Origin of the sequence: Promicromonospora sp. NPDC059942 (assembly GCF_042731755.1) — a bacterium.
Classification (GTDB): domain Bacteria; phylum Actinomycetota; class Actinomycetes; order Actinomycetales; family Cellulomonadaceae; genus Promicromonospora.
The window spans coordinates 95,684-118,950 of the sequence record NZ_JBHWLR010000014.1 but is presented as its reverse complement, the minus strand read 5'-3'; the positions used below and the strand labels follow the sequence as shown (position 1 = coordinate 118,950).

The following is a 23,267-nucleotide window of genomic DNA, read 5'->3' as shown; positions in this document are numbered from 1 at the left end:
ACCCCCTCCCCCCCCCACCCAGGTGGGGGTTTTGTCCGTTCCCCCCCCCACCTCCCGAGAACACAAACCCCCCCAGCACTCAACGGGTTGTGGGCTCAGGAGTGTGCGGGGAAGAAGGCGCGGATGTCCTCGACCAGGACGTCGGGGACCTCCATCGCCGCGTAGTGGCCGCCCTTCGGGTACTCGGACCAGTGCTCGATGCGGGCGTTGTCGCGCTCGGCGAAGGCCCGGATCGTCTTGAAGTCGTCGGCGAAGACGGCGACGCCGATCCGGCCCTGGCTCACCACCGGCTCCGCGCCGGACCGCGCCTCGGTGTAGTGGTACCGCGTCGAGGTGGCGGACGTGTTGGTCAGCCAGTACAGGGTGACCTGCGCCAGGACCTGCTCGCGGGACACCAGGCTCGTGCCGTTGCCGAAGCTTTCGAACAGCTCGTTGTAGGCGAGCTGCCCGACCGGCGAGTCGCTGAGCGCCGCGGCCACGGTCTGCGGCCGGGAGCCGTTCATCGTGTTGTACGCGCCCACGCTCTGGAACCACTGGAGGTGCTCCAGCGCCGCGAACTCCTTGGGGCCGAACCCGTCCATCTCGCCGTCGGCGCCCGACGGGAACGAGAAGAGCTGGAGCAGGTGCGCGCCCAGGAAGCCCTCGGGGTCGAGCACCGCCAGCTCGCGGCCGATCATCGCGCCCGCGTCGCTGCCGTGGGTGCCGTAGGACTCGTAGCCGAGCCGGCGCATCAGGGTGTCCCAGGTGCGGGCGACGCGGGCCATGGTCCAGGTGCCGCCGTCGGCCGGCTCGCTCAGCGGGGTGCTGAAGCCGAAGCCGGGGATCGACGGGACGACGACGTCGAAGGCGTCCTCGGCGCGGCCGCCGTGCGCGACGGGGTCGGTGAGTGGGCCGATCATGTCGAGGAAGTCGAGCACCGAGCCCGGGTAGGTGTGGGTCAGGAGAAGCGGCCGCGCGCCGGGCTCGGCCGAGCGGACGTGCAGGAAGTGGACGTTCTGGCCGTCGATGTCGGTCAGGAACTGCGGGAACGCGTTGACGCGCTCCTCGACCGCGCGCCAGTCGAAGCCGTCGCGCCACTGCTCGACCGACTCGCGCAGGTAGGACTCCGGTGTGCCGTAGTCCCAGGAGTCGCCGGGCGCGGCCGGGGCGAAGCGGGTGCGGGCGAGGCGGTCGTTCAGGTCGTCGAGGTCGGCCTGGGGGATGTCGATGCGGAAGGGGCGGATGCTGGTGTCGTTGGTGTTCATGTCTCTGACACTACGAGCGGTTCAGGAACAGTTCTTTCCTCTATTCTGAACGGGTTCCCGATCTTTTTTCAGATGCCGGTGAGGGGCCGCGATGACTGAGGAGCCGCGATGACTGAGGAGCCGCGATGACTACGACGGCGGGGCGCCTGCTCGCCCTCCTGGGCCTGCTCCAGTCCCGAGCCGAGTGGACCGGGCCGGAGCTCGCGGCGCGGCTCGACGTCACCGACCGTACGGTGCGCAACGACGTCGCGCGCCTGCGTGACCTCGGCTACCCGGTGGACTCCGTGCGCGGCCCCGGCGGCCGCTACCGGCTGGGGGTGGGCGGCAAGCTGCCCCCGCTGGTGCTCGACGACGAGGAGGCGGTCGCCATCGCGGTCGGGCTGCGGGCCGCGAACACCGTGGCGGGCATCGAGGAGTCCAGCGCCCGCGCGCTCGGCAAGCTGGAGCAGGTGCTGCCGGACCGGCTGCGGCACCAGGTCGCCGCGCTGCGCGACGCGACGGACGCCGGGCCGGTGAACACCGACAGCAACGTCGAGGACCCCGTCGTCGACCCGGCGCTGCTCACCGAGCTGGCCGCGGCGATCCGCGACCACCAGGGACTGCGCTTCTGGTTCCGCGAGGAGCCGCGGGAGGTGGAGCCGGTCCGGCTCGTGGCGTGGCAGCGCCGGTGGTACCTCGTGGGGCGGGACGTCGGCTCGGGTCGCTGGGAGCCGTTCCGCGTGGACTGGCTCGAGCTGCGCCGGCCCGGCGGACGCCGCTTCACGCCCGTGGAGCCGCCGTTCGACCTGACCGAGTTCGTGGTGCGCGAGGTGGCCCGGACGGGCTGGGCGGTGCACACGCGGATCGTCGTGCACGCCCCGGCGCACGAGGTGCTCGACCGCATCAACCCGGCCGTGGGCACGGTGGAGCCGCGGGACGACACGTCCTGCCTGCTGGTCACCGGCGGGGACAGCATCGAGACGGTGGCCGTGTGGATCGGCATGCTGGGCCTCGACTTCACGGTCACCGGGCCGCCGGGCCTCGTGGACCACCTGAACGTGCTGTCCCGGCGGTACGCGGCGGCGGCGTCGGGCTGACCTAGCCGAGCATGCCCCGCAGCATCGCCCCGAGGATCCGGGCCAGGCGCGGTTCGACCTCCACCAGGGCGTGCGAGAGCCGCGGGTCGGAACGGTAGAGCGCGGCGACCTCCGGGCCCGGCGTCGCGATCTGGTGGAAGGTGCCGGCCATCGAGGTGGCGGCCGCGACCAGGTCGACGCCGTCCTGCTCCGTCAGGGCGGGCAGCGCGGCGCGGACCGCCGGGACGATCTGGCCCAGGCCGTCGCGGGTGACCAGCTTGAACTCCCGCACCTTCTCCACCGACACGTTGCGTTCGAGGTTCAGCGGCGTCTGCGCGAGCAGGTCGCAGAACATCCCGCGCTCCGCCAGGGTCGAGGCGAACGCGGCGGCGACGGCGTCGGCGGTGTTGTTGGCGTCTGCGGCGACTGCGGCGTCGTCTGCGCCCGGCCGCGCCAGGGCGCGCACCCGGGCGGAGAGGGCCGGCGCCCAGTCCTGCCAGCCCTCGGCGGTGAGCCGCAGGAAGATCTCCTCGCGCGTCTCGAAGTACCGCAGCATCGCGGACTTGTGCATGTCCACGGCGGAGGCGATGTCGGTCAGCGTCACCTCTCGGATGCCGCGCTCGGAGCCAAGCCGGCGGGCGGCGTCCAGGATGGCGGCCTCGCGGAGCAGCTTGGCCTCGGGGGAGCGGGCGCGCCGGAAGTCGGGAGTCGTCATGCTCACATCTTAGCGCAACGGGGTTGCGTAAGTTAGAGCAACGGTGTTTTATTAACGACATGCAGAAGACATGGTTCATCACCGGCTCGTCCCGCGGCTTCGGCCGTTCCCTCGTCCTCGCCGCGCTCGCCGCCGGCGACCGGGTCGCCGCCACGGCGCGCCGTCCCGAACAGCTCGACGACCTCGTCGCCGAGTACGGCGAGCGGATCCTCCCGCTCCGTCTCGACGTGACCGACCAGGACGGCGCCCGCGCCGCGCTGGCCGAGGCTGCCGCCCGGTTCGGGCGCGTCGACGTCATCGTCAACAACGCCGGCTACGCCAACGTGGCCCCGATCGAGACGGCGGACGACGCCGACGTCCGCACCCAGTTCGAGACCAACTTCTGGGGCGTCTACAACGTGTCCAAGGCGGCGATCCCGCTGCTGCGGCAGCAGGGCGGCGGCCTCGTGATCCAGTTCTCCTCGGTGGGCGGCCGGGTCGGCGGCTCGCCGGGCATCGCGTCCTACCAGGCGGCGAAGTTCGCCATCGACGGCTTCAGCCGCGTGCTCCGCGTCGAGACGGCGCCGTTCGGCGTCAAGGTGCTCGTCGTCGAGCCGAGCGGGTTCCGCACCGACTGGGCCGGCGCGTCGATGACCGTGCACGACGCCCCCGCCGGGTACGAGTCCACCGTGGGCGCCATGAACGCCCGCATGCGCCAGGCCGGCGCGGGCGCGGCGGGCGACCCGGCGCGGGCCGCCCAGATCCTCGTCGCGCTCGCCTCGCGCGACGACCTGCCCGACAACCTGCCGCTCGGCGTCAACGCCACCGAGATGTCCGTGGCGCAGGACCGCCGGCTCCTGGAGTCGGACCAGCGCTGGAGCGCGGTGAGCCGGTCGGCCGACTTCGCCGAGCCGTTCCCGGCGGAGCTCCCGGCTGTCGTTGCGGCCGAGGCGGAGGTCCGGGGCTGACGTGCCGACCTCGTCGCCGGGACCCAGGATGTGATCGTGGACGCCGCAACGCTGCTCGACGAGGTGCGCAGGGCCTTCGCCGGCACGCCGACGGGGCGTGAGCTGGGACTGCTCGACGCCGAGGTCGCGGGCGACACGCTCCGCGTGACATTCACGGGCGGTGCGGGCGGCTCGGTCGACCCGGGCGGCCCGGCCGACGTCGGCGGCCCCTTCGGCGCACGCGTCCCGATACCCCGTGACGCCGACGATCCGCGCTGGACGACCTGGGATCCCGCGACCGTCGAGGAGTGGGTCATGTACGCGGTCGTGCAGGCGATCGCCGAGGAGTACCTGACCGGTGGCGCCCGTCGAGGAACCCGGGATCCGGGCGACGGCGTCACCTGGCTCGTCCTCGACGCCTAGCCCGACGGGGCCAGGTCGCTCGTCTGCTCATCTGTGAGGCTCGTCGTGCTCATCTGTTAGCCTGGCGGCTGTTCAACGGAGTCGAAGGGCGGCGGAGGAGCACGATGACGGCACTCGACGAGGAGACCGTGGGCAGCCTGGTGGCGTCCGCGCCGCAGGGCGCGGACCTGACGGTGCCCACCTATGACCGGTCCCGCCTCACCACCGGGATCGTCCATCTCGGGGTGGGCGGCTTCCACCGCGCGCACCAGGCGATGTACCTCGACCGGCTGATGGCCGAGGGCAAGGCGCTCGACTGGGCGGTCTGCGGCGTCGGCGTGCTGCCGGGCGATGCCCGCATGCGCGACGCGCTGGCCGCCCAGGACGGGCTCTACACCCTGGTGCTCAAGCACCCGGACGGGCGCCTGGAGGCGCGCGTGATCGGGTCGATCAAGGAGTACCTGCTCGCCCCCGACGACCCGGAGGCGGTGCTGGAGAAGATGGCCTCGCCCGAGGTGCGCGTCGTCTCGCTCACCGTCACCGAGGGCGGGTACAACATCCACCACGTGACCGGCGAGTTCGACCTGGCCGACCCGGCAGTCGCGGCCGACCTGGCCGACGGCGCCGTCCCGGCCACGACGTTCGGCCTGGTCACCGAGGCCCTGCGCCGCCGCCGCGAGCGGGGCGTGCCGCCGTTCACCGTGATGAGCTGCGACAACATCCAGGGCAACGGCGAGGTGGCGCGCCGCGCCTTCACCACGTTCGCCCGCGCCAAGGACGCCGGCCTGGCGGCCTGGATCGAGACCGAGGTCGCGTTCCCGAGCTCCATGGTCGACCGCATCACCCCGGTCACCACGGACGCCGACCGCGCGATGGTTGCCGAGCGTTTCGGCGTCGACGACGCCTGGCCGGTCGTGGCCGAGCCGTTCGAGCAGTGGGCGCTGGAGGACACCTTCCCGACCGGCCGGCCGCCGTTCGAGGACGCCGGCGTGCAGGTGGTGGCCGACGTCGAGCCGTACGAGCTGATGAAGCTGCGCCTGCTCAACGCCAGCCACCAGGCCCTCTGCTACGTCGGTTACCTCGCCGGCCACCGGTACGCGCACGAGGTGGCCGGCCAGGACGTGTTCGCCCGGTTCCTGCGCGGGTACATGGACCGCGAGGGCACGCCCACGCTGGAGCCGGTGCCCGGCATCGACCTGGACGTGTACAAGGCCACGCTGATCGAGCGGTTCGCGAACCCGCACGTGGCCGACACTCTCGCCCGACTGTGCGCCGAGTCGTCGGACCGCATCCCCAAGTGGTTGCTGCCCGTGGTGCGGTACCACCTGGAGCACGGCGGGCCGATCGAGCACGCGGCGCTGGTCGTTGCCTCCTGGGCCCGCTACGACGAGGGCGTGGACGAGGCGGGCGAGCCCATCGAGATCGTCGACCGCCTCGCCGACCGGCTGCACCGCGCCGCCCTGGCGCAGGCCGAGGATCCGCTCGCGTTCCTCCGCGACCGCGAGGTGTTCGGCGACCTGGTCGACGACGGGCGGTTCACCGCCGCCTACCTCGCTGCGCTGGACTCCCTGCACCAGAAGGGCGCCCGCGCCACGGTCGAGGAGCTGGTCGCCCGCGCCTGACCCCCGTGTCAGACGTACAGGTCCCTCGCGGGGCCTGTGCGTCTGACGCGTCAGGGGGTGAGGGTCTCCAGCGCGGTCGCCGCGGCGTCGTCCACCACCAGGGTGTCCGCGACGCCGCCGTTCACCGCGGCCAGTAGGCCGGGCGCGACGGCGGACCCGTAGCCGATCGCGATGACGCGGGGCGTGGCGGCGAGCTGTTCGAGCGTCACGCCCACCACGCGCTCGTCGAGGCTGGTCCGCACGGGCCGGCCCGCGGCGTCGAACAGGCGGCCCGAGCACTCGGCGATCGCGCCCGCCGCCGTGGCGGCCTGCTGTTCCTCGGTGCTGATCTGCGGGAACACGGTGGAGCTGCGCTCCGACCAGTGGCCGATCGCGACGACGGCGACGTCCAGGTGGTCGGCCCGCGCGAGTGCGTCGGCGATCTCGGGCTGCCGGCGCAGGCCGGCGGCCGTCGCGGCGTCGGCCACGAGCAGCGGCGACCAGACGGGCCAGGTGCGCACACCCGGCATCTGCGCGAACGTGCTGATCAGCGCCAGCGAGTTGCCGCTGCCCTCGACGGGCAGGGCCCCGACGAGCTGGACGACGTCGCACTGGGGGAGCTGCCCGATGTGCCGCACCGCGGCCTCGACCGTGCGCGACCACGACACGCCCACGGTCATGCCCTCGGCGATGTGCTCCCGCACGGCGCGGGCGAGCTCGACCGCGACGTTCTCGCGGGTGGCGACGGCGTCGGCGCCGCTGGGCGCGACGAGGATCTCGCGCGCGCCGAGCCGGGCGGCGAGGCGGGCGCCACGCTCGCCGTCGGCCCGGGGCGCGGTGATCTCGATGCGCACCACGCCCTGCTCCCGGGCCTGCGCCAGCAGGCGCGCCACCTGGAAGCGGGAGATGCCGCGGTCGCGCGCGATGTCCACCTTGGACTTGCCGTCGAGGTAGTAGTCCGTGCTCACCTCGACCATGAGGTTCGTGTCGTTCTGGGGCACCTGCGTCCTCACTCCCGCAGGCCGGCAGCGGGAACCATTTGAGCGACTTCTGAGCGGGGGGCCTTGCTCACCTGAGCATACCCAACTACTCTGCGGGTGCAGATGAGCAGTTCCATATTCTCAAATGAGCGTGGCGGAGAGGCTGCGCCGAGGAGAGGACGAGGATGTTCCGACCTCCGAGGGGTACTTCGGTGAGAGTCGCGGCGACCGCCGCTACGGCCGCCGCCGCGCTGGCCCTGTCCGGCTGTGCCGGGGCGGGCGCCGTGGGCGGCGACGACGGCGAGCAGATCGTCGTCGCGATCGTCTCCAACCCGCAGATGCAGGACGCGATCTCGCTGCAGGACGAGTTCCGTGCCGCGCACCCGGGCGTGGACGTGCGCTTCGTGTCGCTGCCCGAGAACGAGGCCCGGGCCAAGATCACGGCGTCCGTGGCGACCGGCGGCGGTGAGTTCGACGTCGTCATGATCTCCAACTACGAGACGCCCATGTGGGCCGAGAACGGCTGGATCGAGAACCTGCAGCCGTACATCGACGCCACCGAGGGGTACGACGCCGAGGACTTCGTCCCCAGCGTCCGCGAGGCCCTCTCGCGCGACGGCGACATGTACTCCGTGCCGTTCTACGGTGAGTCGTCGTTCCTGGCCTACCGCGCCGACCTGTTCGAGCAGGCCGGGCTGGAGATGCCCGCCCACCCGACGTGGGACGAGGTGCGCGACCTCGCCGCCGAGCTGAACGACCCGGCCGAGGACTTCTCGGGCATCTGCCTGCGCGGCCTGGCCGGCTGGGGCGAGGTCATGGCCCCGATGAGCACCGCGATCAACACGTTCGGCGGCGGCTGGTTCGACGAGGACTGGAACGCCACCCTCGACTCGCCCGAGAGCCGCGAGGCCATCGAGACCTACGTCGACACCGTGCAGACCTCCGGGCAGCCCGGGGCGGCGACGTCCGGCTTCGGCGACTGCCTCACCCGGTTCGCCCAGGGCCAGTCGGCCATGTGGTACGACGCCACGTCGATGGTCTCGTCCATCGAGGACCCGGCGTCCTCCACGGTGGCGGGCAAGGTCGGCTACGCGCCCGCGCCCGTCGCGGACACCGAGTCGGCGGGCTGGCTCTACAGCTGGTCGCTCGCCATCCCGTCCACCAGCGAGCACAAGGACGCCGCCTGGGACTTCGTGTCCTGGATGACGAACAAGGAGTACATCCAGCTGGTCGGCGACACGATCGGCTGGGAGCGGGTGCCGCCGGGCAGCCGGCTGTCTACGTACGACATCCCCGAGTACGCGGAGGTCTCCGAGGCTTACGCCGACGCCACCCTGGAGTCGATGGGCGGGGCCACGCAGGAGGCCGCGATGACCCACCCGGTGCCCTACCCGGGCATCCAGTTCGTCGGCATCCCCGAGTTCCAGGACCTCGGGACCCGCGTGGGCCAGCAGATGTCCGCGGCGATCGCCGGGCAGGTGACCGTGGACGAGGCCATCGCACAGTCCCAGCGCTACGCCGAGACCGTGGCGGAGACCTACCGGGCCCAGGAGGGGAAATGAGCACCTCGACCATCGACCGGCTGGAGAGCTCGCGCCGCGCCGCCCGCGCGTCGGCGTCCGAACGCTCGATCAGCAAGGCCGAGGGGTGGCGCCGCCGCGGCCCGCTCCTGCCGGCCCTGATCTTCACCGTCATCGTCACGCAGCTCCCGTTCCTGGTGACGATCTGGTACTCGCTGCGCTCGCAGAACCTGCTGCGGCCCGGTGAGGACCTCTTCGTGGGCCTGTCGAACTACATCGACATCGCCCAGGACTCGACGTTCCGCCAGACGGCGCTGAACTCGGTGGTCATCACCCTCGGCTGCGTGCTGGTGGCGATGGTGCTCGGGATCGTGCTGGCGCTGCTGCTGGACCGGCCGTTCTTCGGCCGGGGCGTGGCCCGCACCATGCTCATCACCCCGTTCCTGGTGATGCCGGTGGCGACGTCGGTGCTGTGGTCCGTCGCGCTGCTCAACCCCACCTACGGCCTGCTCAACTGGACGCTCGGGCTGTTCGGGATCGAGGCCGTCGACTGGACCTCCACCTACCCGATCATCGCGATCCTCATGGCGCTGGTCTGGCAGTGGACGCCGTTCATGATGCTGCTCGTGCTCGCCGGCCTCCAGGCCCAGGCGAAGGACGTGCTGGAGGCCGCGGCGGTCGACGGCGCCGGCCCGTGGCGGGTCTTCCGCTCGATCACGCTGCCGCACCTGCGGCGATACATCGAGCTGGGCGTGCTGCTCGGCGTCATCTACGTGGTCAACACGTTCGACCAGATCTACCTCATGACGGCGGGCGGCCCGGGTACTGCCAGCGCCAACCTGCCGTTCTACATCTACCAGCGCGCGTTCCTCGGGTTCGACATCGGGCAGGCCGCCGCCATGGGCGTCGTCGTCGTGATCGCCACGATCATCGTGGCATCCGCCGCGCTGCGCCTCATCTTCCGCAGCTTCGAGGTCAAGGAGTGAGCATGTCCGACGTGACGCGCGCGTACCGCCGTCGAACCACCGGTGGCGTGCTGACCACGCTGACCTGGTTGCTGGCGCTCGCCTTCTTCTTCCCGGTCGCCTGGATGGCCATGACGGCGTTCAAGCAGGAGAACCAGGCGGCGTCCGACCCGCCGACGTGGTTCTTCACGCCCACGCTCGACCAGTTCCGGGCCGTGATCGAGGGCGGGTCCGGGGTCTACGTGGCCAACTCCGCCATCGCGACCGGCGTCTCGACCGTGCTGGTGCTGCTGCTGGGCATCCCGGCGGCGTACGCGCTGTCGATCCGGCCGGTGGAGAAGGTCAGCGACGTGCTGTTCTTCTTCATCTCCACCAAGATGCTCCCGGTCGTGGCCGTCATCGTGCCGATCTACGTGGTGGCCGGGCAGCTCAAGGTGCTCGACAACATCTGGACCCTCGTGGTCCTGTACACGGCGATGAACCTGCCGATCGCGGTGTGGATGATGCGGTCGTTCTTCCTGGAGGTGCCCGGGGAGGTGCTGGAGGCGGCGTCCGTCGACGGCGCCGGGCTGATGCGGACCCTGCGGTCCGTGCTCATCCCGATGGTGGCCCCCGGCATCGCGGCGACCGCGCTGATCTGCGTGATCTTCTCGTGGAACGAGTTCTTCTTCGCCCTGAACCTCACCGCCTCGCGGGCGGCGACCGTGCCGGTGCTCATCGTGTCGACCATGACGAGCGAGGGCCTGTTCCTGGCCCGGCTGTGCGCGGCGGCGCTGCTGGCGTCGCTGCCCGTGATCATTGCGGGCTGGGTGGCGCAGAAGCAGCTGGTGCGGGGGCTGTCGATGGGTGCGATCAAGTAGGGGTTGGTCGGTGCGGAAGTTGCCTTCTACCCCGTGATTGGGCCCGGAACCGACTCGGTTTCGGGCCCAATCGCTGGGTAGACCAATGTGCTGGAGCGGGGCCGGCGGCGGCGTCGGCGGTGGTGGTATGGGCGGGGCCGCCGGACTGACTCTCGTTCAGCAGGCCGGGGGCGACCGTTTGGTGGGCGGATGCGGCCGCCTGGAGCCTGCTGAACCGAAGTCAGTAGCGCGGGCGACGTGTGGCGGGGTCGAAGTGTCGGATGTCGGCAGAATTCCCTACTTTTTCTGTCGGGTACTTGCCGGAGAAAATCGGGCCCCGTTCGATGGGCGGCATGCGCCTTGGATCAGATCAACGGAGACCTGTCCGCACCGCTTGGGTCGCGGCATGCGCCGCCGCCGTGCTGGCCGGAGGCCTCGGCCCTGTCGTGCCGGCCGTCGCTGACGCCGACGTCGGCACCGTCGCCGACGTCGGCACCGCCGTCGACGCCGTCACCGCGTCCGACGCGTCCGACGCGTCCGACGCCGCGACGTCCGCCGCCTCACCGACGTCCGCCCGACCGACCGCCGCCCCCGGCACCTACACCAACCCCGTCACCGCCGGGGTCACCGACACCTTCCCCGACCCGGCGGTGATCCGCGGCAAGGACGGCGCCTGGTACGCCTACGGCACGCAGAACCCGGTGTTCAACAGCCAGGGCGAGGCGGGGGAGCGGATCCTGCCGATCCTGCGCTCCATGGACCTGGTGACCTGGGAGTACGCGGGCGAGGTGATCCAGCCGGACGACGTCCCGACGACATGGCGCGCCAACTCGCGCGCCTGGGCCCCCGACATCCGCTACGTCGACGGCGAGTACCTGCTCACCTACGGCCTGTCCACGGGCGGCCTCGCCGTGGCCACCGCGCCGACGCCCACGGGGCCGTGGGAACACCGCGACGAGCTGCTCGTCCCGTCGGCCCCGATCGACGGCTGCCCCACCGGCAACATCGACCAGGCCCTGTTCACCGACGACGACGGCACGCTCTACCTGTACTGGGGCAGCTACGACGTCGTCTGCGTCTCGGAGCTGACGCCCGGCGCGGGCGAGCTGACCGGACCCGTGACCCAGGTGGCGCAGGGCCGCCGGATGGAGGGCGCGTACGTGGTGCGGCACGACGACCTCTACTACCTGATGTACTCCGACGCGGGCTGCTGCGAGGGCGCGTTCAGCGGCTATACCGTCAAGGTGGGTCGCAGCGCGAGCCCGCGCGGCCCGTTCGTGGACGACGACGGCACCGACCTCATGGCCGAGTCCAGCAAGGGCGGCTACGTGCTGACCTCGAACGGCAACGGGTTCGCGGGCCCGGGCCACCATTCGGTGGTCACCGACCTGGCGGGCCAGGACTGGATGGCGTACCACGCGATCCCGACGGCGGACCCCGACTTCCCGCCCGTGGACACCCGCAACGGCGTGCTGAACCTGAGCAAGCGGCCGCTGATGATCGACCGGCTCGACTGGATCGACGGCTGGCCGGTCGTCAACGCGGGCGCCGGGCCGTCGTCGTCCCCGCAGGCCGCGCCCGTGACGGACGGCGCCGTGCGCACCACGTTCGCGGACGGTTCCCTCGCCGGCTGGCGGGCCGACGGCGACGTCGTCGTTCGCGAGGAGACGGACGCGGGGCCGTACGCGGCCCTGGAGAACTCGACCCTGACCAGCCGGGACCGGGCCGCCGGCGCCCTGCGCGCGCAGGCGGACCTGCGCGTGACGGACGACGACGGCGCCGCCGGGCTCACGCTGGGCGCGGGCGGAGGCGCCGGCGCGGGCCGCGTCACCGCCTGGATCGACCGCGCCGCCGGCGAGCTGCGCCTGGAGTCGGGCCGCGGCCCCAAGGCACAGCGGGCGGCGGCGCCCCTGCCGCAGGACTTCCCGTACGCCGACTGGAACGTCGTCACCCTCGACCGGGACGCGCGGTCGGGCACGTACACGGCCGCCGTCTCCGCCGACAACCTCAAGGAGCCGCTCGGCAGGGTCACGCTCACCACGCGCGGGACCGCCGGCCGCGTCCCGGTGGGCGTCACCGCCCGCGGCGGGGCCGACGCCGACAACGTGAGCCTGGTGCCCGCCGCGCGCCCCGTGACCCAGCGGGTGCCCGACCCGGAGCCGGGGGAGCTGGTGCCGGAGAGCTCGGACGAGTTCGACGGCGACGTCGTGCCCGGTACCGGCGCGGACCGGACCGGCGCAGACGGCACCGGCTGGACCTGGGTGCGCGGCCCGGCGTCCGGCGTCCGCCTGGCGGACGGCGCCCTCGCCTGGCCCACCCAGAACGCGGAGCTGTACCAGGGCACCAACACCGCCTCGGTGCTGACCCGCGACGCCCCCGCGGGGGACTACCTGGTCGAGACGAAGCTGAGTCTCGACGGCGTGGGCGTGAACCGGCAGGCCGGGCTTGTGCTCTACGCCGACGACGACCAGTTCGTGAAGCTGGTGCACTCCCAGCTCGGGCTGCTGCGCAAGCCCGGCAGCGCCGCGCAGATGCTGGAGTTCACCAAGGAGGCCGCGCGGACGACCAGCAACCCGCCCGTCGCCGCGTACAGCGCGCCGATGTTCGGGGCGGCCCCGGGCGAGACCACGTGGCTGCGGCTGGCCGTGCACCGGGACGCGGCCAACGACGAGGACGAGGTGCGCATGGCGTCCAGCACCGACGGGGAGACCTGGCGGTGGGGCGGCGTCTGGACCCTGCCCGACGACCAGCCCCTGCGCATCGGCCTGGTCTCGATGAACACGGCGGGCGCGACGGCGACCTTCGACTACGTCCGCACGTACACCCAGCCCTGACCACCCACCCCGCTTCGTTGAGTGCTGGGTATTTGTCGATTTTCCGGCCGTCAGGCAACAAATACCCAGCACTCAACGAGGTCGGAGTGGGTTCTGGTTAGATCCGACCGAATTGGTGTGGTTTTCTGCCGGGTCGTTGACGGAAAAATTTGGAGGTCCCTATGGTCGCCAGCATGTCGACGACGACAACCGGCAGCGCCGCCCGCCGCGCTCACGAGAGCCGCGTGCTGGCCGCCCTCCGCGACGGGCCCCTGAGCCGCGCCGAGCTCGCCCGCCGCGTGGGCCTCTCCCGCACCACCCTCTCCGAGACCACGGCCGAGCTGCTGCGGCGCGGCGCGATCGTCGTGGTCGACACCGACGCCGCCACCCGGACCGGCAGCGGCCGGCCCGCCGAACGGCTCGCGCTCGACCCCGGCTCCGGCCAGTACCTCGGCGTCGACTTCGGCCACCGCCGGGTGCGCGCCGCCGTGGCCGACGCCGCCCGCGAGACCGTCGCCTCCGGCGTCGAGCACTACGACGACGACACGCCCTGGCCCCAGCGCCTCGACCTCGCCTTCCGGCTCGTCGACCGGCTCGCGCGCGAGCACGACCTGCACTTCGGCGAGCTCCAGGCGGTCGGCATCGGCGTCGTCGGCCCGTACGGCGGGTGGCGCGTCGACAGCAAGCAGGTCTCCTGGGCCCGCCGCTCCGCCCCGCACGACGTGCACGGCGCGTTCGCCGAACGGTTCGGCGCGCCCGTCGTCGTCGACAACAACACGCGCCTCGCGGCGCTCGCGGAGGCGGTGTCCCAGCCCGAGGGCACCACCGATCTGCTGTACGTGCGGCTGTCGGACGGCGTGGGCGGCGGCCTCGTCGTCTGCGGCCGGATCGGGACCGGGGCGCACGGGTTCGCCGGCGAGCTGGGCCACATCTGCGTGGACCCGGCGGGCAGCCGGTGCCGCTGCGGCAAGCGCGGCTGCCTGGAGACCGTCGCGTCCGCGCCCGCAGTGCTCGCGGCGTGCCGCGCCCGGGGCGCCGAGGTCGCCACGTTCGACGACCTGGCCGCCGCCGTGGCCACCAGCGACCCGGTGGTCGAGGGCGTGCTGCGCGACGTCGGCGCGGCCGTCGGCCGGGTGCTCAGCACCGCGGCGCTCACCCTGGACCCCGACGAGATCGTGATCGGCGGCGAGATCGTGCACGTCGCGCCCGTGATCGTCGAGCAGGCCGCGGCCACCCTGCGCTACGAGCTGCACCCGCTGCCCACGGACGAGCCGCTCGTCGTGCGGGCCGGGCGCCTGCGCGACACCGACGGCGCGCTCGGCGCGCTGGCTGCCGCCTTCCACCTGTCCCCGCTGCTGGCCGGCTACCCCCGGCCCGAGGCGGCCGACGACGGCGAGGACCTGCGCGGCACGCTGCGCACCCCGATCCCCGCACCCCTGCACGCACGCCTGAGGAGAGCCCTGTGACCATGTCGACCGGGTCGACGGTGTCGACCCCGACCCCCGCGAGGAACGGGTCACCACCGCGCCGCCGGGCGGGGAAGCGCGCCACGCTGCTCGCGCTGAACGCCGTCTCGATCCTGGGCGGCATCGGGATCTGGTGGGTGCTGTCCCTGAGCGGCCTCCAGCTCCCGACGCCGCCCGAGGTGGCGGCCAAGGCCGTGGACCTGGCGGTCAGCGGCGCGCTGGCCGAGGACCTGTTGGCCAGCCTGGGCCGGGTCCTGGCCGGGTTCCTGCTCGGCTCCGCCGCCGCGGTCCCCGTCGGGTTCCTCATGGGCTGGTACACCCCGGCCCGCGGCCTGTTCGAGCCGTGGATCCAGTTCTTCCGCACCATCCCGCCGCTGGCCCTGCTGCCGCTCGTGCTGGTGCTCATGGGCATCGGCGAGCTGCCCAAGGTGTTCGTCATCTTCCTCGCGGCATTCCTGGCCTGCGTGATCTCCACCTACCAGGGCGTCGTGAGCGTGGACCGCACGCTCATCAACGCGGCCCGGGTGCTCGGGGCCAAGGACGGCACGATCTTCCTGCGCGTCGTGGTGCCGGCCTCCTCGCCGTTCATCCTCGTGGGCATGCGCGTGGGCCTCGGCTCCGCGTGGGCCACCCTCGTGGCCGCCGAGCTGCTCGCAGCCCAGGCGGGCCTCGGGTTCCGCATGCAGCAGGCCCAGACCTACTACGACCTCGCGACGATCTTCGTCTCCATCGTCGCCATCGGCGTGCTCGGCCTGGTCATGGACCGGCTGCTGCTGCTCGCGGAGACCCGGCTGACCGGATGGCAGGAACGGCGATGACCATCGACACCCCCACCCTGACGGACACCGCCAAGATCTCCGTGCGGGAGACCCGCAAGACCTTCGCCCTGCAGGACGAGGAGTTCGTCGCGCTCGACGGCGTGGACCTCGACGTGGCCGACAACGAGTTCGTCACTGTCGTCGGCCCCTCCGGCTGCGGCAAGTCCACCCTGATGAACATCGTCGCGGGCCTGGAGGCGCCGACGTCGGGCCGGGTGCTCGTGGACGGCGCGGACGTGACCGGCCCCGGCCCGGAGCGCGGCGTCATCTTCCAGCAGTACGCGCTGTTCCCGTGGCTGACCGTGCGCAAGAACGTCGAGTTCGGGCTCAAGGTCGCGGGCCTGCCCGCCGCCGAGCGGCGCGAGCGCGCCGAGCACTACGTGCGCCTCGTGGGCCTGGAGCAGTTCGCGGACGCGCTGCCCAAGACGCTGTCCGGCGGCATGAAGCAGCGGTGCGCCATCGCCCGCGCCTACGCCGTCAACCCGTCGATCCTGCTGATGGACGAGCCCTTCGGTGCGCTGGACGCCCTCACCCGCGTGCGCCTCCAGGAGCAGCTCCTGGACACCTGGAGCACCGAGAAGCGCACCGTCCTGTTCATCACGCACGACGTCGACGAGGCCGTGTTTCTCGCGGGCCGCGTGGTGGTCATGGCCGCCCGGCCGGGCCGCATCCACGAGGTGATCGACGTCGACCTGCCGTACCCGCGCACCGAGGAGGTGCGGCTCAGCCCGCAGTTCGCGGAGCTGCGCAACCGGGTGTGGCGGGCCGTGTACCACCAGGCCCCCGGCACCCCTGGCCGGGCCACCGATTCCCAGAACCAGACCCAGAACTGAGGACCCCCATGCGAATCTCCAGGAGAACTCTCGGCGCGGCCGCCGCCGGCCTCGCCCTCGTGCTGTCCCTCGGCGCCTGCTCGTCCGAGGGCGGCGCCGGGGGCGAGGACGGGACGATCGAGGTCAACTTCGGCTACATCCCCGACTTCAACGGCACCAGCCTGCTGGCCATCGCCGAGGACCAGGGCCTGTGGGCGGAGCACGGCATCGACGTGACGACGTCGTCGTTCACCAACGGGCCGCTCCAGATCCAGGCCCTCGGCACGGGTGACCTCGACTTCGGCTACATCGGCCCCGGCGCGTTCTGGCTGCCCGCCTCCGGGCAGGCCAAGATCGTCGCGCTGAACACCCTCGGCCGGGCCGACCGCGTGGTCGCGCAGCCCGGCATCGACTCCGTCGAGGACCTCAAGGGCAAGACCGTCGCCGTGCCGGAGGGCACGTCGGGCGACATGATCCTCACGCTCGCGCTGGCGGAGGCGGGCATGACCAAGGACGACGTCGAGCTGGTGCCCATGGAGCCGCCGGCCATCGTGGCCGCGCTGTCGTCCGGGCAGGTCGACGCCGCGGGCTTCTGGTACCCGGCGCTCGCCACCGTCAAGGAGCAGGTGCCCGACCTGGTCGAGCTCGCCCAGAACACCGACTTCGAGGAGACCGTCGCGTTCCCGACGGCGTTCGTGGCCGGGAACGACGTGGTGGCCGACGAGCCCGAGAAGGTGGACGCCGTCCTGCAGGTGCTGCGCGAGGCCATGGACTACCGCACCGAGAACATGGACGAGGCGATCGCGCTCACCGCCGCGTTCAACGACCTCGAGCCCGCCGACGTCGAGGCCGACGCCGCCAATGTCGACATCCTCTCGGCGGACGACGTGGACGCGCTGACGCAGGACGGCACCGCCGACACCTGGCTGACCGGCATGCAGGACTACTTCGTGGGCTCCGGGCAGCTCCCCGAGGCCGTGGACCCTTCCGAGTTCTACCTCGGCGACCAGTTCGTCAAGGCCGGTGAGTGACCCGGTGGGCGGCAAGAACGTCCTGTTCCTGATGACCGACCAGCACCGGGCCGACACGCTGGGCGCCTACGGCAACCCGCGCGCGTCCACGCCGGTGCTCGACCGGCTCGCGGCGTCGGGCACCCGGTTCGACCGCTGGTACACGCCGACGGCGATCTGCACGCCGTCGCGCGCGAGCCTGCTCACCGGGCAGGCGCCGTTCCGGCACCGGGTGCTGGCGAACCACGAGCGCAACGTGGGCTACCAGGAGGACCTGGCCGACGGCACGTTCACCTTCGTCGAGGCCCTGCGGGAGCACGGGTACAACACCGGCCTGGTGGGCAAGTGGCATGCCGGCACGGAGCGGAACGCCGCGTCCTTCGGGTTCGACGGGCCGGACCTGCCCGGGTGGCACAACCCCGTCGACAACGCGGACTACCTGGCGTACCTGGCCACCCGCGACCTGCCGCCGTACGAGATCAGCGACCGGGTGCGCGGCACGCTGCCCAACGGCGGGCCGGGCAACCTCCTTGCGGCCCGGCTGCACCAGCCGGTCGAGGCCACGTTCGAGCACTACCTGGCGACCCGCACCATCGAGCTGCTGGAGCGGTACGCCGACGAGTACCGGTCGGGGGAGCGGCCGTTCTTCCTGGAGCTGAGCTTCTTCGGGCCGCACCTGCCGTACATCGTGCCGGACGAGTACTTCGACCTGTTCGACCCGGCCGACGTCGAGCTGCCCGCCTCGATCGCGGAGACCTTCGAGGGCAAGCCGCCCGTGCAGGCCAACTACAGCGCGCACTGGACGTTCGACACCATGCCGATCGAGGTGACGCGCAAGCTCATCGCGGTCTACTGGGGCTACGTGACGCTCATCGACCAGCAGATCGGCCGCGTGCTGGACGCCCTGGAGCGGCTGGGCCTGGTGGACGACACCGCCGTGTTCTTCACGTGCGACCACGGCGAGTTCACCGGCGCCCACCGGCTGCACGACAAGGGCCCGGCCATGTACGAGGACATCTACCGCACGCCCGGCCTGCTGCGGGTCCCGGGCGGCCCGGCGGGCCAGGTGCGCACCGAGTTCGTGAGCCTGCTGGACTGCACGGCCACGATCCTGGAGCTGGCCGGCATCGACCCCGCGCCTGCCGTGGACTCGCGCAGCCTGCTCCCGCTGGCCCACGGGGACGACGTCGAGTGGCAGCCCGACATCGTGTGCGAGTTCCACGGGCACCACTTCCCCTACCCGCAGCGCATGCTGCGGGAGGACCGGTACAAGCTCGTGGTCAACCCGGACTCCGTCAACGAGCTCTACGACCTGCACGCAGACCCCGACGAGCTGACCAACGCCTACGGCGACCCGGCGCTCGCGGACGTGCGGCACCGCATGATGGGGCGCCTCTACCGGCTGCTCCGGGACCGCGGCGACAACTTCTACCACTGGATGACCACGATGTACGACGTCGGCGAGGTGGACCACGACCCGACCCAGTCGGGGCTGGACGAGACGACGTACGCGGCGCGGTAGGCCCGCCCACGCGGTAGGTCTGCGCGGCCGGCCCCAACGGTAGGCCCGCGCGCCGGGCTCAGGCCCTGCGCAGGTAGTCGATCAGCAGGTCGAACGACGCCTCGAGCTGGTCGGACCGGCCCGTGGCGCGCAGCACCTGGACCCCGCCCTGGATCCCGGCGACGAAGGCCGCCGCCGTCCGGTCGGGGTCCAGGTCCGCGCGCACCTGGCCGCTGCCCTGCATCGAGACGACGCCGGCGCGGATCGCCCGCTGCCACTGGCCGAGCAGCTCCGTGATCACCTCGGCGGTGCCGGGCGAGCCCGACATCTGGTCCATGAGCGCGCCGAGCGGGCAGTGCCGGCCCTGGGCGCGGTACCGGGCGACGACGCTGTCGCGCCACGCCGTCCACGACTCCCACGAGTCGAGCGCGCTGAGGTGCGGCTCCTGGTCGGTCAGCACGCCGTCCGCCTCGTACCGTGCGACAGCGAGCAGCAGCCCCTCCTTGCCGTCCGGGAAGTAGTGGAAGATCTGGCCCTTGCTGGTGCGGGTCACCGCTCCGACGTCGTCCAGCGTGACGCTGCCCGGGCTGTTGCCGCGCAGGTACTCGGCGGCGCCCTCGATGATGCGCTGCCGGGTCGCCTGGCCCTTCGGGGTGAGCTTCACACGGCGACGGTACGGCCGATCTTCTGGACTTGCTAGTCCAAAAATGGGTTCCTAGCGTCGCGGGCATGACACAGCGACTGCAGGGCCGGACCGCCCTCGTGACCGGGTCCACCAGCAACATCGGACGGGCGATCGCCGAGGCGCTCGGCGCGGAGGGGGCGCACGTCGTCGTCTCCGGGCGCAGCGTGGAGCGCGGCGAGGAGGTCGTAGCCGGGATCCGGGCGCGCGGCGGCAAGGCCGACTTCGTCGCGGCCGACCTCGACGGCAGCCCGGAGGCGAGCCACGGCCTGGCCGGCGCGGCCACCGAGGTGCTCGGCGGGCGGCTCGACATCCTGGTGAACAACGCCGGGATCTACGCGCCCACCGTGCACCTGGCCGGCACCGACTCCGCGACCTTCGACCGCTACTACGCCGTGAACGTCAAGGCGCCCTACTTCCTCACCCAGGTCGTGGCGCCCCGCATGGTGGCCGACGGCGGCGGCACGATCATCAACCTCGGCTCCTGGGTGGCCCGCCTCGCCACGCCGCTCGGCGGGCTGTACGCCTCGACCAAGAGCGCGCTGGAGTCGCTGACCCGCTCGTGGGCGGCCGAGTTCGGGCCGCAGGGCGTGCGCGTCAACGCGGTCTCGCCGGGCGTCATCCGGCCGCCGGAGCTGGACCCCGCCGCCGACTTCGCGGGCGCGATGACCTCCGGCACACCCGCGGGCGGCCCGGGCCACCCGGCCGCGATCGGCGCGGCGGTGGTCTACCTCGCCTCCGACGATGCGGCCTTCGTCCACGGCGCGACGCTCGACGTCGACGGCGGCCGCGCCAACGTGGCGGTCGTCGCCGGCTGATCGGGTCCGACTGACCGCCGTCGGCCGTCGTCGGCCGCCGTCGGCCGCCGCCACGAACCATGCACCTGCTGCCAGGATCTGGCTGGTTCTGGCAGCAAGTGCATGGTCCGCCCCGGGGTGAAAGTACGTCTTGTCAGTAGATTTCACCCAAAGTTTACTGATGTCACCTCAGGTCAGGGCCGCGCCGTGTCAGGGTGAGCGAGGCGCCGAGGCCCGCAGGGGGTCGCGGGCCGTCGCACACGGAGGTCGACGATGCGCACACGTCTCGTACGGGCACGGGGTCTGGGTCGGGTCCGGTGGGGCGGGCCGGCGGCGCTCGCGATCGCGGCCGGGGTCCTGGCGGCGCCGGGCGCTGTCGCGCAGGACGCGACGACGTCGACCGAGGCGCCCTCGGACGTCGTCGTGCAGGACGCCGCCGAGGTCCCCGCCGGCTACTACGACAGCGCCGCGGGCCTGACGGGCGAGGCGCTCAAGGCCGAGCTGAACGACATCATCAGCGACGCCGACGCCGTCTCCTACGACGAGGTGTGGGACGGCCTGATGGCCACCGACGAGGACCCGGCCAACCCGGACAACGTCATCCTCCTGTACAGCGGCGAGTCGCGGGCCAAGAGCCTCAACGGCGGCGACGTCGGCGACTGGAACCGGGAGCACGTCTGGGCCAAGTCGCACGGCGACTTCGGCACGTCCACGGGGCCGGGCACCGACCTGCACCACCTGCGCCCGGCCGACGTCCAGGTCAACGGCGTCCGCGGCAACAAGGACTTCGACGAGGGCGGCAGCGCGGTCTCCGGTGCGCCCGGCAACTACACCGACGCGGACTCGTTCGAGCCCCGCGACGACGTCAAGGGCGACGTCGCGCGCATGATCCTCTACATGGCCGTGCGCTGGGAGGGCGAGGACAGTTTCGCCGACCTGGAGCCGAACGACACCGTGAACAACGGCTCCGCCCCGTACCACGGCAAGCTCTCCACGCTGCTGGAGTGGAACGACGCCGACCCGGTGTCCTCGTTCGAGGCCCACCGGAACGACGTCATCTACGAGCAGTTCCAGCAAAACCGCAACCCGTTCGTCGACCACCCGGAGTGGGCCGACGCCATCTGGGGCTGACCGGCCGACCCCGCCCACGGGTCAGACGCACAGGTCACCCGGGGGACCTGTACGTCTGACCCGGGGCGCATGCCTACCCTGGAGTCAGCACCGGAGGTGGTCACCGTGTCGGACGAGGTCACGTCAGCACCGCGGATCCCGCCGCGCTGGTTCGTGCGGCTCGCCTGGCAGGTCCACCGCGGCCTGTACCGCGCCAGCGGCGGCCGGCTCGGGCTCCGGCGGCCCAAGGGGCACCGCTGGGGCATGATGCGCCTGACCACCACCGGACGCCGCACCGGGTGCGAGCACAGCGTGATCGTCGCCTACGTCGAGGACGGCCCGGACCTCGTCACGCTGGCCATGAACGGCTGGGCCCAGGGCCACCCCAGCTGGTGGCTCAACCTGCGGCTGCACCCCGAGGCCACCGTGGACCTCGTCGACGAGGACTCGCGCACTGTGCGCGCCCACGCGGCGCAGGGCGCCGAGCACGACCGGCTCTGGGCCAGGTGGCGCGACTACGACGCCCGGCTCGACGACTACGCCGCGCTCCGCACCACCGAGACGCCCGTCGTGGTCCTGGAGCGGTGGGACGAGCCGGCGCGCCACTGAGCCCGCGCACCACTGAGCCCGTGCACCTCTCCTGTCCGCGCACCACTGAGCCCCGGCGTCACAGCGTGGCCGACGCCAGCGCCTCCTCGTGCCCGTCGAGCGTGATCTCGATGCGGTCCATGTCGGTGAGCGACACGGCCGTCGACGCGTCCAGCCCCGTCGTCTGGCCGCCCGACCACGACCACGTCGCCGCGACCGTCCGCGCGCCGTCCCGCCCGACGAGCACGAGCTCGTACCGGATCGGCTCGGGTGGGATGTACGCGCCCTCGGGCGGCTGCTCCCCGGGGTTGGGCGGGTAGTGGCAGGACCACTTGAACTTGGTGCCCCAGGTGGTGGGCGTCACCACCACCTCCGCGCGCATGTCCGCCCCGGCCACCGGCCGCAGCTCGATGGTCCGGGCCTCGGCCGCGGTGGTGGCAGTGGCAGTGGCCGACGGCGGGGTGGTGCCCCCGGCGTCCGGCACCCCGCCGTCCGGCGTGCCGAACAGGCCGCCCGCGGTGAGCGCCGAACCGCCCACCGCCCCGGCGACCACAAGAACGCTCGCGGCCACTGCGCCCAGCGCACGCCGGCGGAGCCGGGACCGGCGGGCGGCGCGGGCGAGGCTCGTGAGCGGCACGACGTCGGCCGGGCCGGGCGAGACTGCCGGGTCCGGCGCCTCCTCGACGAGCGCCTGCGCGTGCGCCGGGCTGATGGTGCCGAGCAGGCCCGGCAGTCCGGCGAGCTCCGCCACCGCCGCGCGGCATGCCGCGCACTCAGCGAGGTGCCGCTCGTAGGCGCGCCGGTCGCTCGGGCTCAGGGCGCCGAGCACGTAGGCCGCGTCCCACTCGGCGTACCGGTCGCCGCCACCCCCTGACTCTCCCGCGGGGATCATGCCGTGACTCCTTTCTCCTGCAGGGCCAGGCGCAGCGCGCGCAGCCCGTAGTGCAGCCGCGACTTGACCGTCCCGGCGGGGACGCCCAGCTCGGTCGAGAGCTCGGCCACCGAACGTCCCCCGTAGTACGCGCCCACCACCACCGCCCGGTGTGACGGCGAGAGCGACAGCAGCGCGTCGGCCACCAGCCACGAGTCCAGCACGGACTGCGTGGTGTCGCGCTCCTCGCGGTCGGGCAGGTGCCCGGTGGAGCGCTCGCGGGTGCGGCGGGCGCTGCGGAGGTGGTCGACCGAGAGGTTCCGCGCCACCGTGAACAGCCAGGCGCGCACGGAGTCCTCCGACCGTTCCAGCACCTCGGGGTTGCGCCACGCGCGCAGGAGGGTCTCCTGCACCACGTCGCGCGCCTCCTCCTCGTCGCCCGTGCGGCGCACGACGTACCGGTACAGCGCGTCGGCGTGCGTGTCGTGCACCGCCTCGAGGAGCTCGTCCTCGGCACCCACGAGCGGCTCCTTCCGTGTGTGTCGGCTACTC

22 protein-coding genes are annotated in these 23,267 nt (G+C 72.4%); 16 read left to right on the top strand and 6 right to left on the bottom strand.

Translation table 11 applies throughout. The features are described from left to right. Positions 1–95 precede the first annotated feature (95 nt). Positions 96–1,244 (bottom strand): epoxide hydrolase family protein, encoded by a 1,149-nt coding sequence (locus tag ACFV9Q_RS21285; protein WP_377236052.1) that lies wholly within the window; start codon positions 1,242–1,244, stop codon positions 96–98. A gap of 125 nt (positions 1,245–1,369) precedes the next feature. Here ACFV9Q_RS21285 and ACFV9Q_RS21280 point away from each other — a divergent pair, with 125 nt between their 5' ends. Next, positions 1,370–2,320, top strand: coding sequence for a helix-turn-helix transcriptional regulator (locus ACFV9Q_RS21280; RefSeq protein ID WP_377230937.1), 951 nt, complete (start codon positions 1,370–1,372; stop codon positions 2,318–2,320). Between the two features lies 1 nt (position 2,321). Here ACFV9Q_RS21280 and ACFV9Q_RS21275 read toward each other — a convergent pair whose 3' ends face one another. After that, on the bottom strand, positions 2,322–3,014 hold the full coding sequence (locus ACFV9Q_RS21275) for a TetR family transcriptional regulator (RefSeq protein WP_377236051.1): 693 nt from the start codon (positions 3,012–3,014) through the stop codon (positions 2,322–2,324). 59 nt (positions 3,015–3,073) lie between these two features. Here ACFV9Q_RS21275 and ACFV9Q_RS21270 point away from each other — a divergent pair, with 59 nt between their 5' ends. From ACFV9Q_RS21270 to ACFV9Q_RS21260, 3 genes are all read left to right on the top strand, one after another. Continuing rightward, a complete protein-coding gene (locus ACFV9Q_RS21270; RefSeq protein WP_377236050.1) occupies positions 3,074–3,961 on the top strand; it encodes an SDR family NAD(P)-dependent oxidoreductase in 888 nt (295 codons plus the stop codon). A gap of 36 nt (positions 3,962–3,997) precedes the next feature. Next, positions 3,998–4,363 (top strand): hypothetical protein, encoded by a 366-nt coding sequence (locus tag ACFV9Q_RS21265; RefSeq protein ID WP_377236049.1) that lies wholly within the window; start codon positions 3,998–4,000, stop codon positions 4,361–4,363. A gap of 104 nt (positions 4,364–4,467) precedes the next feature. After that, on the top strand, positions 4,468–5,964 hold the full coding sequence (locus ACFV9Q_RS21260; RefSeq protein WP_377236048.1) for a mannitol dehydrogenase family protein: 1,497 nt from the start codon (positions 4,468–4,470) through the stop codon (positions 5,962–5,964). Positions 5,965–6,014: 50 nt separating this feature from the next. On the opposite strand, the gene ACFV9Q_RS21255 is transcribed toward ACFV9Q_RS21260, so the two are convergent. Beyond that, the gene (locus tag ACFV9Q_RS21255; protein WP_377230932.1) at positions 6,015–6,944 is read right to left on the bottom strand and encodes a sugar-binding transcriptional regulator; all 930 of its coding nucleotides are present in this window, start codon (positions 6,942–6,944) and stop codon (positions 6,015–6,017) included. Positions 6,945–7,108: 164 nt separating this feature from the next. Here ACFV9Q_RS21255 and ACFV9Q_RS21250 point away from each other — a divergent pair, with 164 nt between their 5' ends. From ACFV9Q_RS21250 to ACFV9Q_RS21210, 9 genes are all read left to right on the top strand, one after another. Next, positions 7,109–8,485, top strand: a complete 1,377-nt coding sequence (locus ACFV9Q_RS21250; protein WP_377236047.1) for an ABC transporter substrate-binding protein — start codon at positions 7,109–7,111, stop codon at positions 8,483–8,485. After that, positions 8,482–9,429 carry a carbohydrate ABC transporter permease gene (locus ACFV9Q_RS21245; RefSeq protein ID WP_377236046.1) on the top strand — a complete coding sequence of 316 codons (948 nt, stop codon included), beginning with the start codon at positions 8,482–8,484 and terminating at the stop codon, positions 9,427–9,429. The genes ACFV9Q_RS21250 and ACFV9Q_RS21245 overlap by 4 nt, the downstream gene beginning before the upstream one ends. 2 nt (positions 9,430–9,431) lie before the next feature. After that, positions 9,432–10,268 (top strand): carbohydrate ABC transporter permease, encoded by an 837-nt coding sequence (locus ACFV9Q_RS21240; protein WP_377230929.1) that lies wholly within the window; start codon positions 9,432–9,434, stop codon positions 10,266–10,268. Positions 10,269–10,693: 425 nt separating this feature from the next. Further along, the gene (locus ACFV9Q_RS21235) at positions 10,694–13,081 is read left to right on the top strand and encodes a family 43 glycosylhydrolase (protein ID WP_377236045.1); all 2,388 of its coding nucleotides are present in this window, start codon (positions 10,694–10,696) and stop codon (positions 13,079–13,081) included. Positions 13,082–13,254: 173 nt separating this feature from the next. Further along, a complete protein-coding gene (locus tag ACFV9Q_RS21230; RefSeq protein WP_377236044.1) occupies positions 13,255–14,526 on the top strand; it encodes an ROK family protein in 1,272 nt (423 codons plus the stop codon). 2 nt (positions 14,527–14,528) lie between these two features. Further along, positions 14,529–15,344 carry an ABC transporter permease gene (locus tag ACFV9Q_RS21225; protein WP_377236084.1) on the top strand — a complete coding sequence of 272 codons (816 nt, stop codon included), beginning with the start codon at positions 14,529–14,531 and terminating at the stop codon, positions 15,342–15,344. Next, on the top strand, positions 15,341–16,177 hold the full coding sequence (locus ACFV9Q_RS21220) for an ABC transporter ATP-binding protein (RefSeq protein ID WP_377236043.1): 837 nt from the start codon (positions 15,341–15,343) through the stop codon (positions 16,175–16,177). Before ACFV9Q_RS21225 ends, ACFV9Q_RS21220 begins: the two co-directional genes overlap by 4 nt. 8 nt (positions 16,178–16,185) lie before the next feature. Next, a complete protein-coding gene (locus tag ACFV9Q_RS21215) occupies positions 16,186–17,187 on the top strand; it encodes an aliphatic sulfonate ABC transporter substrate-binding protein (RefSeq protein WP_377236042.1) in 1,002 nt (333 codons plus the stop codon). Then, positions 17,180–18,688, top strand: coding sequence for a sulfatase-like hydrolase/transferase (locus tag ACFV9Q_RS21210; RefSeq protein ID WP_377236041.1), 1,509 nt, complete (start codon positions 17,180–17,182; stop codon positions 18,686–18,688). The genes ACFV9Q_RS21215 and ACFV9Q_RS21210 overlap by 8 nt, the downstream gene beginning before the upstream one ends. Before the next feature lie 58 nt (positions 18,689–18,746). Here the strand turns inward: ACFV9Q_RS21210 and ACFV9Q_RS21205 are convergent, their stop codons facing one another. Beyond that, positions 18,747–19,331 (bottom strand): TetR/AcrR family transcriptional regulator, encoded by a 585-nt coding sequence (locus ACFV9Q_RS21205; protein ID WP_377236040.1) that lies wholly within the window; start codon positions 19,329–19,331, stop codon positions 18,747–18,749. Positions 19,332–19,396: 65 nt separating this feature from the next. Here ACFV9Q_RS21205 and ACFV9Q_RS21200 point away from each other — a divergent pair, with 65 nt between their 5' ends. From ACFV9Q_RS21200 to ACFV9Q_RS21190, 3 genes are all read left to right on the top strand, one after another. Further along, complete coding sequence (locus ACFV9Q_RS21200) at positions 19,397–20,167, top strand: SDR family NAD(P)-dependent oxidoreductase (protein ID WP_377236039.1); 771 nt, start codon at positions 19,397–19,399, stop codon at positions 20,165–20,167. Between the two features lie 252 nt (positions 20,168–20,419). Further along, positions 20,420–21,277 carry an endonuclease I family protein gene (locus ACFV9Q_RS21195; protein WP_377236038.1) on the top strand — a complete coding sequence of 286 codons (858 nt, stop codon included), beginning with the start codon at positions 20,420–20,422 and terminating at the stop codon, positions 21,275–21,277. 69 nt (positions 21,278–21,346) lie between these two features. Beyond that, positions 21,347–21,865, top strand: coding sequence for a nitroreductase/quinone reductase family protein (locus tag ACFV9Q_RS21190; RefSeq protein WP_377236037.1), 519 nt, complete (start codon positions 21,347–21,349; stop codon positions 21,863–21,865). Positions 21,866–21,923: 58 nt separating this feature from the next. Here ACFV9Q_RS21190 and ACFV9Q_RS21185 read toward each other — a convergent pair whose 3' ends face one another. Together ACFV9Q_RS21185 and ACFV9Q_RS21180 are read right to left on the bottom strand one after the other, a co-directional pair. Continuing rightward, on the bottom strand, positions 21,924–22,736 hold the full coding sequence (locus tag ACFV9Q_RS21185) for an anti-sigma factor family protein (protein ID WP_377236036.1): 813 nt from the start codon (positions 22,734–22,736) through the stop codon (positions 21,924–21,926). Next, complete coding sequence (locus ACFV9Q_RS21180; protein ID WP_377236035.1) at positions 22,733–23,236, bottom strand: sigma-70 family RNA polymerase sigma factor; 504 nt, start codon at positions 23,234–23,236, stop codon at positions 22,733–22,735. The genes ACFV9Q_RS21185 and ACFV9Q_RS21180 overlap by 4 nt, the downstream gene beginning before the upstream one ends. Between the last annotated feature and the right edge of the window lie 31 nt (positions 23,237–23,267).

Coding starts and splice junctions, on each gene's coding strand:
- ACFV9Q_RS21285 (WP_377236052.1), bottom strand. CDS start 1,244: ATGAACACCAACGACACCAGCATCCGCCCCTTCCGCATCGACATCCCC.
- ACFV9Q_RS21280 (WP_377230937.1), top strand. CDS start 1,370: ATGACTACGACGGCGGGGCGCCTGCTCGCCCTCCTGGGCCTGCTCCAG.
- ACFV9Q_RS21275 (WP_377236051.1), bottom strand. CDS start 3,014: ATGACGACTCCCGACTTCCGGCGCGCCCGCTCCCCCGAGGCCAAGCTG.
- ACFV9Q_RS21270 (WP_377236050.1), top strand. CDS start 3,074: ATGCAGAAGACATGGTTCATCACCGGCTCGTCCCGCGGCTTCGGCCGT.
- ACFV9Q_RS21260 (WP_377236048.1), top strand. CDS start 4,468: ATGACGGCACTCGACGAGGAGACCGTGGGCAGCCTGGTGGCGTCCGCG.
- ACFV9Q_RS21250 (WP_377236047.1), top strand. CDS start 7,109: ATGTTCCGACCTCCGAGGGGTACTTCGGTGAGAGTCGCGGCGACCGCC.
- ACFV9Q_RS21245 (WP_377236046.1), top strand. CDS start 8,482: ATGAGCACCTCGACCATCGACCGGCTGGAGAGCTCGCGCCGCGCCGCC.
- ACFV9Q_RS21240 (WP_377230929.1), top strand. CDS start 9,432: ATGTCCGACGTGACGCGCGCGTACCGCCGTCGAACCACCGGTGGCGTG.
- ACFV9Q_RS21230 (WP_377236044.1), top strand. CDS start 13,255: ATGTCGACGACGACAACCGGCAGCGCCGCCCGCCGCGCTCACGAGAGC.
- ACFV9Q_RS21225 (WP_377236084.1), top strand. CDS start 14,529: ATGTCGACCGGGTCGACGGTGTCGACCCCGACCCCCGCGAGGAACGGG.
- ACFV9Q_RS21220 (WP_377236043.1), top strand. CDS start 15,341: ATGACCATCGACACCCCCACCCTGACGGACACCGCCAAGATCTCCGTG.
- ACFV9Q_RS21215 (WP_377236042.1), top strand. CDS start 16,186: ATGCGAATCTCCAGGAGAACTCTCGGCGCGGCCGCCGCCGGCCTCGCC.
- ACFV9Q_RS21200 (WP_377236039.1), top strand. CDS start 19,397: ATGACACAGCGACTGCAGGGCCGGACCGCCCTCGTGACCGGGTCCACC.
- ACFV9Q_RS21195 (WP_377236038.1), top strand. CDS start 20,420: ATGCGCACACGTCTCGTACGGGCACGGGGTCTGGGTCGGGTCCGGTGG.
- ACFV9Q_RS21190 (WP_377236037.1), top strand. CDS start 21,347: ATGCCTACCCTGGAGTCAGCACCGGAGGTGGTCACCGTGTCGGACGAG.
- ACFV9Q_RS21185 (WP_377236036.1), bottom strand. CDS start 22,736: ATGATCCCCGCGGGAGAGTCAGGGGGTGGCGGCGACCGGTACGCCGAG.